Raw genomic sequence first — 9,381 nt, 5'->3', positions numbered from 1 at the left:
GTCCATCATCATGATGGTGGCGTTCTTGCGGGCGGAGCCCATGTCACCGGCGATGGACTGGTTGATCCACTGGCTGAACGCGGAGGACTGGGTCATGCCGCGCGTCACCGTGGCCTCGCCGGCCTTCTTGGTGCCGGGCATCTTCTTGACGACGGGCTTGCCGTCCGCCGAGACCTGCTGGTACTCGATGACGTCCTGCTCCATCGTCAGGCCGCTGACCTCCTGGAGGTACTCGACCATCACGCCGTCGATCTGGAGGCCGAAATTATGTGTGGTGAGGGCGTCACCGGGCTGAAGCGACAAGGGAGTTCACTCTTCCTTCTGTTCCAAGGCTTGTACGGGGCGGCTGCTGCGGCTAAGGCTGCTGCTGTGAACGCGGCCGGGGCGGGTTACTCCTCCAGCTCGCCGCCGCCGCCGGAGAACTGCGCCAGCCGGAACACCACGAACTCGGCGGGCTTCACCGGCGCGATGCCGATCTCGCACACGACCCGGCCGACGTCCACCGACTCCGGCGGGTTGGTCTCCTCGTCGCACTTCACGTAGAACGCGTCCTCGGGCCGCGTCCCGAACAGCGCGCCCGCGCGCCACTCGTTGACCAGGAACGCCGAGATATTGCGGCGGATGCGCGCCCACAGCGCCTGGTCGTTGGGCTCGAAGACGACCCACTGGGTGCCGATGAGGATCGACTCTTCGAGGTAGTTGAAGTACCGGCGGACGTTCAGGTAGCGCCAGGCCGGGTCGGACGCCAGGGTGCGCGCGCCCCAGATGCGGATGCCGCGGCCGGGGAAGGCGCGGATGCAGTTCACGCCGATCGGGTTGAGCAGGTCCTGCTCGCCGCGGGTGATCTGGAGCTCCAGGTCGACGGCGCCGCGCACGATCTCGTTGGCGGGGGCCTTGTGCACGCCGCGCTCGGAGTCGTTGCGCGCCCAGACGCCGGACATGTGGCCGGACGGCGGCACGGTCTTGGTCTGGCCGGTGGCCGGGTCGAAGACCTTGATCCAGGGGTAGTAGAGGGCGGCGTACCGGGAGTCGTACCCGGCGACCTCCTGCCGCCACTGGCGGATCTGCCGGGCGCCGAGCGACGGCGGCGGGTCCAGGATGGCCATCCGGTCGCCCATCAGCTCGCAGTGCGCGACCAGCCCGAGCTGTACGGCCTTGACGTGCTCCAGGTCGATGAGGCCCTGCTGGTAGGCGGCCATCAGGTCGGGCACGGCGACCATGTTGATCTCGTCGAGCGCCTCCAGCCCGCCGAAGCCCGTACGGTCGGCGGAGTCGCCGATGAACCGGCCGGGGGCGAGCTGCTCCAGCTCGGCGCCGGCGTTCGGCGCGGCGGCGGGCGCGGGGGCCGGCACGGCCGGGGCGAGGGCGACGGTCTGCGCGTCGGGCTTCGCGAGCTGCGCGGCCGGGGCGGCCTCTTCGAGGACGATCAGCTTGGAGCGCTGCTTGACCTGCGTGACGACGTAGTTCCGCGCGCTTTTCTTCGCGCTCACGTCGAAGCTCTCGACGGCCTTCTCGCCGTCCTTGACGACCAGCTTGAACCGGTCGGCGGCGCCCTCGCCCTCGACGTCCTGCACCTCGACGCTGATCGAGCCGCCGGCGATCGCGGAGACCTTGAACGAGCCGAGCGCCGCGGGCTCCCCGGCGACGAGCTCCTTGACCAGGCCGTTCGACGCCTTCTCGCCCTGCGCGCCGCCGTTCCCGCCCGCGGACTGGTCCGTGCCGCCGACCCGGATGACGTACGCGGCGCTGCCGCCGTTGTTGAAGAAGCCGTAGACGGCGTGCGCGAGGTAGTAGCCGTCGGTGAACTCACCGAAGGACGCCACGTACTGCGACCAGTTCGTCACCAGCGTCGGCTCATTGACCGGACCGACCGGCGCCAGACCGACGAAGGCCGCGACGGAGGTGCCGACGCCCTCGATGGGGCGCGATCCGCTGGCGACTTCTTCGACGTATACGCCGGGGGACAGGTAAGAGGGCATGGGGGCTGAACTCCTTGCGACGGTGAAGTTGGTGGCACGGGGCAGCGGCGGGACGGCGAAGGACGGTGATATCTCTCCCGTTGACGGTGATATCTCTCCGGTGCGCTCCCCATGGCCTGGCCTGACTCGCCCCGTCCTGACCAGTGGTGACGATCGTCCGGTATCGACGATGGCGTATCGGCCCGGCGGCCCGAAGGAGCGAACGGACGTCGTCGGGGGCAGGGGTCATTGCCCGAATGGACACCAGTGGCACCAGGGGCCCTCTTGACAGCCGAAGAGGCAATGGGGCAAAGGCGTACATGTCGCATCGCCGAGGCCCCTTCCGGCGGCCGACGAGTGCGCTGGGCAGCGCCTGGAGTAGCGTCTGTGGGCGAACGTGAGTAGAACGTGAGTACAAAAGGGCAACGCGAGACGCGCCGACGATACGAGGACTACGCGAACCACGAGGACCACGCGGACCACGCGGACCACGCGGACTACGAGGACGAGGACGAGGAGCACGGGCGGGCTGTGTACAGCGACGAGGACGGGCCGGGCGCGGCGCCCCGGTTCCAGCTGCTCGGACCCGTACGCGCGGAGCTGGACGGCCGCCCGCTGGCGCTCGGCTCGCCGCAGCAGCGGGCCGCCCTCGCGGTGCTGCTGCTGCGCGACGGGCGCTCCGCCTCGCTCGTCGATCTGATGACGGCGCTGTGGGGCGAGGACCCGCCGCCGCGCGCGGTCGGCACCGTACGGACGTACATCTCGCGGCTGCGGTCCCTGCTGGAGCCCGCGCGGCGCAAGCACGAGCCCAGCCGGCTGCTGGTGTCGACGCCGGACGGCTACGCGCTGCGGGTGCCGGCCGGGCGGCTGGACGCCGCCGAGTTCGAGCTGCGGCTCGCCGCCGCCGCGCGCGCCCGCACGGCCGGGGACCCGGCCGCCGGCCACCGGGAGCTGGGCCGCGCCCTCGCCCTGTGGGACGGCACGGCGCTGGCCGGGCTCCCCGGCCCGTACGCGGAGCGGGAGCGCGACCGGCTCGGCGAGCTGCGCGTCACGGCGATCGAGGACTGCTTCGACTTCGCCCTCCAGCTGGGGCGGCACGCGGACACGGTGGCGGAGCTGCGGGCGTTCGCGGCGGAGCACCCGCTGCGCGAGCGCGCCCAGGGGCTGCTGATGCAGGCGCTGCACCGCGGCGGGCGGCAGGCGGAGGCGCTGGCGGTGTACGCGGCGACGCGGCGCACCCTCTCCGGGGAGCTCGGGGTCGAGCCGGGGCAGGAGCTGGCGGCGCTGCACACCACGGTGCTGGCGGGGGAGCCGGGGATACCGGCGGCGCCGGAGGCCCCGGAGCTCCCGCAGACCCCGCAGATCCCAGAGGGCAGGGTCCCGCGGCAGGCGGAGCCTCCGGCGGAGGACCCCGACCCTGACCACCCCGAACCCGTGCCCGCGGAATCGACGGGCCCGTCTGCGCACCGTATGCCGCTCCCCGCCCAACTCCCGTACGACATAGCCGACTTCGTCGGCAGGGAGGCGGTCGTCGGGGCGCTGTGCGACACGCTGCTGGCGGCGGACGGGCGGGCCGTGCCGGTCGCCACGCTCACGGGGCTGGCCGGGGTCGGCAAGACGGCGCTCGCCGTGCACGCCGCGCACGCGGTGCGCTCCGCGTTCCCCGACGGGCAGCTGTACGTGGATCTGCGCGGCGGCGACCCGGACGCCATGAGCGGCTGCGCGGCGCTGTCCCACTTCCTGCGCACGCTGGGCGTCGCCGACGCCGAACTGCCGGACGGGCTGGAGCAGCAGGCCGCGCTGTACCGCTCGCTGCTCGCGGGCCGGCGGATGCTCGTACTCCTCGACAACGCCCGCGACACCAAGCAGGTCCGCCCGCTGCTGCCGGGCGCCCTGGGCTGCGCGGTGCTCGTCACCAGCCGGTCGCGGACGATCACCCTGCCCGGCGCGCGCCTGGTGGACGTGGAACTGCTGCCCGAACGGGACGCGCTCGCCCTGCTCTCGGCCATCGCCGGGCCCGACCGGGTCGCCGTCGAACCGGTCGCCGCCCGTGAACTGATCGCGGCCTGCGGCCGGCTGCCGCTCGCCGTACGGATCGCGGCCGCCCGGCTGGCGGCCCGGCCGAGCTGGGCCGTGGCCGACCTCGCGGAGCGGCTCCGCGACGAGCGGCGCCGCCTGGACGAGCTGCGCGTCGACGACCTCGGCGTGGAGAGCGCCTTCCGGCTCGGGTACGCGGCGCTCACCGACGACCTGGCCCGCGCGTTCCGCCTGGCGTCCCTCGCCGACGTGCCGGCCTTCAGCTCGGCCTCGGTGGCGGAGCTGCTGGGCGTGGCGGCGGCCGAGGCGGAGCGGATGCTGGAGCACCTCGTCGACGCCGGGCTGGTCGAGGTGCGCTTCGGCAACCGCTACGGCTACCACGACCTGCTGAAACTCTTCGGGCGGCGGCAGAGCGAGAGCGCCGACGGCCCCGAGGAGCGGTCCGCGGCGCTGCGCCGGCAGCTGGACCACGTACTGGCGACGGTCATCACCGCGATGCGGCGCATCCGCCCGCACAGCGTGGTCCCCGACCATCTGCTCCGGCCGTCCGCGCCGGGCCGTGACCTGGCCGACGCGGACGCGGCCCGCGAATGGCTCTGGAACGCCCATCCGCAGCTGCACGGTGCGGTACGGCAGGCCGTCGGCGGCACCGGCACCGCCCTGCGCCCGGCCGTGGACCTGCTCGTCGCCTGGGCGAACCTGGTGCAGGGCACCGCGGGCCGGGACGATCTGGAGCCGCTCGCGCACGAGGCCCTGGCCGCCGCCCGCGAACACGGCGACGACCGCAGCGCGGCCCGCGTCCTGCGGCTGCTCGGCGCGCCCCACCACGGCATCCAGACGTACGAGAGCGCGGAGAGCGCGCTCCGCGAGAGCCTGCTGCTGGCGGAACGGGCGGGGGACCGGCTCACGTGCGCCGAGGCGGCGCACGACCTGGGCATCGTCCTCGCCGCGCGCGGCCGCCCGGCCGAGGCCGTCCCGCCCTTCGAGCAGGCCCACGCGCTCTTCGAGGCCATGGGCTCCGACAGCGACGCCGCGCACGTCCGCGCGTACCAGGCCCGCGCGTACAGCGCGCTGGGCCGCACGGCGGAGGCGGCCGTCGCCACCCACGAGGCGGTGACCCGCGCCCGCGAACTGGGCCGCCCCGACACCCTCGCCCACGTCCTCTACCAGGCGGGCTGCACCGCCCTGACCGACGGCCGCACCGCCGACGCCCTCCAGTACCTGCACGAGTCCCGCCGCCGCCACCACACCGCCCGCGACCTGCGCTGGGAAGCCGTCTGCTGGGCGCGCCTCGCCCACGCCGAACTGGCCGCCGCCCGCCCCGAGGCGGCTCTCGCCCGCGCCGAGAAGGCCCTCACCATGGAGCACGGCCTCGGCGACGCCTTCTGCCGCGGCCTCGCCCGCGCCGCCCAAGGCCGGGCCCTCCTCCAGACCGGCGCCCGCAGGCAAGCCCTCACCACCCTCCGCACCGCCCTCGCCGACCTCCAGGGCCACACCACCCACGAGGCGGCGGAGGTCGCGGCCCTCCTCGCCGCGGCGGAGGCCGCGGAGGCGGCGGACCCGGTGGCGTAGGGAAGGGCGTGACGGAGCCGGACCGGCCGAAGCACCGGCGACCGGCCGTGAAGGCAGCACCGCTGCCCCCACTTCTGCCCTCGCGTACCAGCCGAAATCCGCCGCGCCGTCTAATGTGCCCAGATGGTGTCGGCGGCCCGCCGCCGTGAGGGTGCGGCCCGTCAGGACCGCACTGCCGGGCCCGTAGCCGCAAGGACTGATCGGGCATGGATGGCTGCCCTCGATGCTGCCCGTGTGTACGCGTCACACGGGGCGCCCGTCGCGTTGACTGTCGACGGTGAGCATGTGGACTTCACTGGAACCGGCCGCGACCTCTGTCGACCCCGGATCCAGCGCCGGTGTGCGCCTGCGTGTGCGCAATACGGGGGACACCGTCGAGGAGTACCGGCTGTCGCTGGTGGGCGACGCGGCGGGCTGGGGGCGGGTCGAGCCGGATGTGCTGCGGCTCTATCCGGGCGCCGAGGGCACCGCCCAGGTCGATTTCGCCCCGCCGCGCACCTCCGACGCCAAGGCCGGGCCCGTCCCGTTCGGTGTGCGGGTGCTGCCGCGCGAGCAGCCGCAGGCCGCCGACGTCGCCGAGGGGCAGATCACCGTCGGCGCGTTCGCCGAGATGAACACCGACCTGGTGCCGCTCATCGTGCGCGGCAGATGGCGCGCCACGGCGCAGGTCGCCGTCGACAACCTCGGCAACCAGCCGCTGACCGCCTCCTTCTCCACCCGCGACAACGGCGACTCGCTCTCCGTCGACCCCGACCCGGGCTCCGTCCAGGTCGCGCCCGGACGCGCCGGGTTCGCCCTGCTGCGCGTCAAGGCCGGGTCCATCAGCTGGGTCGGCGGCACCCGTAAGCACCCGTTCACGCTGTCCGTGCTGCGGGCCGGGGTCGCGCAACCCACCGAGCTGCGCGGTACGTACGTGCAGCCGTCGATCCTGCCGCGCTGGCTGATGGCGATCCTGGGCCTGCTGCTCGCCCTGCTCATGATCTTCCTGGTGCTCTGGTTCCAGCACAAACCGGGCGTCTCCACCCAGGCCCGTGAGAAGCAGGGGGAGATGACCAAGCTCCCCCAGGGCGAGATGTCGAAGGCCCCGAGCCCGCCGCCGAGCCAGGAGCCGACCACGACGCCCACCCCCGACAAGCACGACGACGATGACGGGGACAAGAAGAAGGGCGGCGGCGGTGGCGGCGGCGGTCACAAGAAGCCCGCCGGCCCGAAGCTGTACACCATCAAGGACAAGTCCGGCACCGGCTGGTACCTCCAGGCCAACGAGGGCAAGCAGCAGAACGGCACGCAGGTCGGCCAGGACCCGAAGTGGACGGGCGACAAGTACGGCAAGAACCAGATGTGGATCCTGCACCACTACAAGGACGACAACACGTACGCGCTGGAGTCCGCCAGCGCCCCCGGCGCCATCCTGGACAAGCTGGTCAACCCGGACGGCTTCCACACCAACCTGCTCCAGATCATGCACGCCGAGCCGAAGGACCTGAAGACGGGCAACCTGCGGGTCAACCAGAAGTGGCGGCTCGTGGACGCGCCCGGCGACGAGGGCCGCAAGCGCATCGTCAGCGTCGACGACGGCTCGTGCGTCTTCAACATGGCGAACGACAAGGGCGCGACCACCCAGGGGTGCGACAACCACGCCCCCGGGAACATGGCCTGGATGATCGTCGCGAAGTAGCGGTCCACCACGGCGAGAACGGATCGACGACAGCGCCCGGCCGGGAGGTTCTCCTCCGGACCGGGCGCTCTCTTCCGACGTGCCGGGCTACGTCCACACCATCGCCGGGCCCGGCACCAAGCGGCCCATCTTGCGGTACTCCCGCTCCGCCCCCGCCCGGACGTCCGCCGCCGACACCGGCCCGCCGCGCGCCGCCGCCCGGTACCCGGCCGTCACCGCCGCGCTGCGGATTCCGCCGCCGGACAGCTCGAACTCCTTGGCGCACACGTCCAGTCCCAGCTCCGGCTCGCACGGCGTCGACGCCAGGCAGCCCTCCCACAGCGCGACGCGCTGCGTCTCGTCCGGGAACGGGAAGTCCACCACCAGGTCCAGGCGGCGGGTGAACGCGTCGTCGATGTTGGCCCGCAGATTGGTGGTCAGCACCGCCACCCCGTCGAAGGACTCCAGCCGCTGGAGGAGATAGGCGCTCTCCAGGTTGGCGTACCGGTCGTGGGAGCTCTTGACCTCCGAGCGCTTGCCGAAGACCGCGTCGGCCTCGTCGAAGAGCAGCACCGCGTCCGTACGGTCCGCCTCCACGAAGATCCGCTCCAGGTTCTTCTCGGTCTCGCCCACGTACTTGTCGACGATCGCGGACAGGTCCACCACATACAGGTCCAGGCCCAGCTCCCCGGCCACGACCTCCGCCGACAGCGTCTTTCCGGTGCCCGACTCGCCCGCGAACAGCGCGACCACGCCGCGCCCGCGCCCGCCGCCCGTACGCAGCCGCCACTGGCCCAGCACCTGCTCCCGGTGGCGGGCGCGCTGCGTCAGTTCGTGCAGCATCCCGAGCGGCTCCTCCGGCAGCACCAGATCGCCGAACCCGACCGCCGGGCGCACCCGCCGCGCGTGCCGGTCCAGCAGCGGCGCGGACTGCTGCCGCGCGCTGTGCTGCACATGGGCCGCGGTGAGCGGACCGCCGTCGAAGGCGGCGAGGGCGGTCGCGGTACGGGCGGCCCGGCGGATCTGCGCGGCGCTGAGCCGGTACGCGGCCACCGTCTCGGCCAGCTCGAAGCCGGATGCGGTTGTTTCTCCCTCGACGCCCAGCTCCGCCGACCACACGCCCACCAGGTCCACGGCGTCCTGCGGCGCGTCCATTCCGACCAGCGGCACCTCCGGCGCCCACCCCGGGTCGTACGGCTCCGAGCCGAAGCAGACCACCGTGGCGTCCGGCACGGCCAGCGCCTCGATCAGCGGCCCCGGCCGCTCCGGCACCGGCCCCACGACCAGGGCGGCCCCGCGCAGCCGCGCCTCCCGCACCAGCAGGGGCGCGATCCGTACGGGCTCCTGCTCCGCGCGCGACGGGTCGTAGCGCAGTACGGGCAGCCCGGCGGCGGCGAGCGCGTCCGTGGCGGGCCCGGCCGCGGTGCCGGGGCGGCGCTCCCGCAGATGCACGGCGAGCGGCCCGGCCCCGGCGAGCGCGGCGAGCCGGGCCGCGAACGGACCCGCGTCCGCGGCATGCGGCGGCACGAGCCGGACGCCCGCCGCGCCGAGGCCGCCGTCGAGCGCGTCGTCGCCCAGCAGATGCGCCACCACCCGCTCCGGCACCCGCAGCGCCCGGCCCGGCAGCGGCCGGTCCTCGTCCTCGACGGCCAGCAGGCCGCCCGAGATGAGCGGCGCGGCCGGGTGGAAGCGGGCGCGGGCGGCGGCGTCGTACGGGCCGGTGCCCGCGAGATCCAGGGCGAGGGCGACCGTGGCGCGGCGGCGGCCGACGTCGTCGTTGAGATAGCCGTACAGCGGCTCGAAGCCGCGGTCGGCGTCGGGGGCGAGCGCGGCCAGCAGGATGTGCGCGTCCAGCGGCGAGAGGCCGAACCGCTCGCTGAGCCGGTCCAGCCGGTCCAGCCGGTCCAGCCGGTCGGAGCTGTCGGCGGCGCCCGCTGCCTCCTCGACCAGGCCGTCGGGCCGCAGGTCGCCCGGCCCTACGGCTTGCGGCCCCGGCTCGGCCGCCAGCCGCTGGGCCGTCTCCGGCGACACGTACAGTCCGCGCAGCGGGTCGTCGGCCGTCGGGTCGTCGGCGCTGCGGTGCTCCACGAGCGCGGCGACGCGCTCGCGCAGCACCCCGAGCCGCCGCAGCACCGCCGTTCCGTGGGCCTCCCCCAC

5 protein-coding genes are annotated in these 9,381 nt (G+C 73.9%); 2 read left to right on the top strand and 3 right to left on the bottom strand.

Going from position 1 to position 9,381, the window contains the following annotated elements:
• A partial coding sequence (locus ACFU99_RS21350; RefSeq protein WP_384394299.1) for a phage tail protein occupies positions 1–303 on the bottom strand: 303 nt, incomplete at its 3' end.
• A gap of 86 nt (positions 304–389) precedes the next feature.
• Entirely contained in the window at positions 390–1,979 is a 1,590-nt protein-coding gene (locus ACFU99_RS21345) for a phage tail sheath subtilisin-like domain-containing protein (protein WP_384394297.1), read from the bottom strand.
• 387 nt (positions 1,980–2,366) lie between these two features.
• Between ACFU99_RS21345 and ACFU99_RS21340 the strand changes: the two genes are divergently transcribed.
• Positions 2,367–5,567 carry a BTAD domain-containing putative transcriptional regulator gene (locus ACFU99_RS21340; protein WP_384394295.1) on the top strand — a complete coding sequence of 1,067 codons (3,201 nt, stop codon included), beginning with the start codon at positions 2,367–2,369 and terminating at the stop codon, positions 5,565–5,567.
• A gap of 283 nt (positions 5,568–5,850) precedes the next feature.
• Positions 5,851–7,245: a hypothetical protein gene (locus tag ACFU99_RS21335; protein WP_384394293.1), complete on the top strand. Its 1,395-nt coding sequence runs from the start codon at positions 5,851–5,853 to the stop codon at positions 7,243–7,245.
• A gap of 87 nt (positions 7,246–7,332) precedes the next feature.
• On the opposite strand, the gene ACFU99_RS21330 is transcribed toward ACFU99_RS21335, so the two are convergent.
• Entirely contained in the window at positions 7,333–9,381 is a 2,049-nt protein-coding gene (locus ACFU99_RS21330; RefSeq protein WP_384394291.1) for an ATP-binding protein, read from the bottom strand.

Source organism: Streptomyces sp. NPDC057654, assembly GCF_042800135.1.
Classification (GTDB): Bacteria; Actinomycetota; Actinomycetes; order Streptomycetales; family Streptomycetaceae; genus Streptomyces.
The sequence above is the reverse complement of the archived record's forward strand: the minus strand, read 5'-3'. Positions and strand labels throughout refer to the sequence as shown.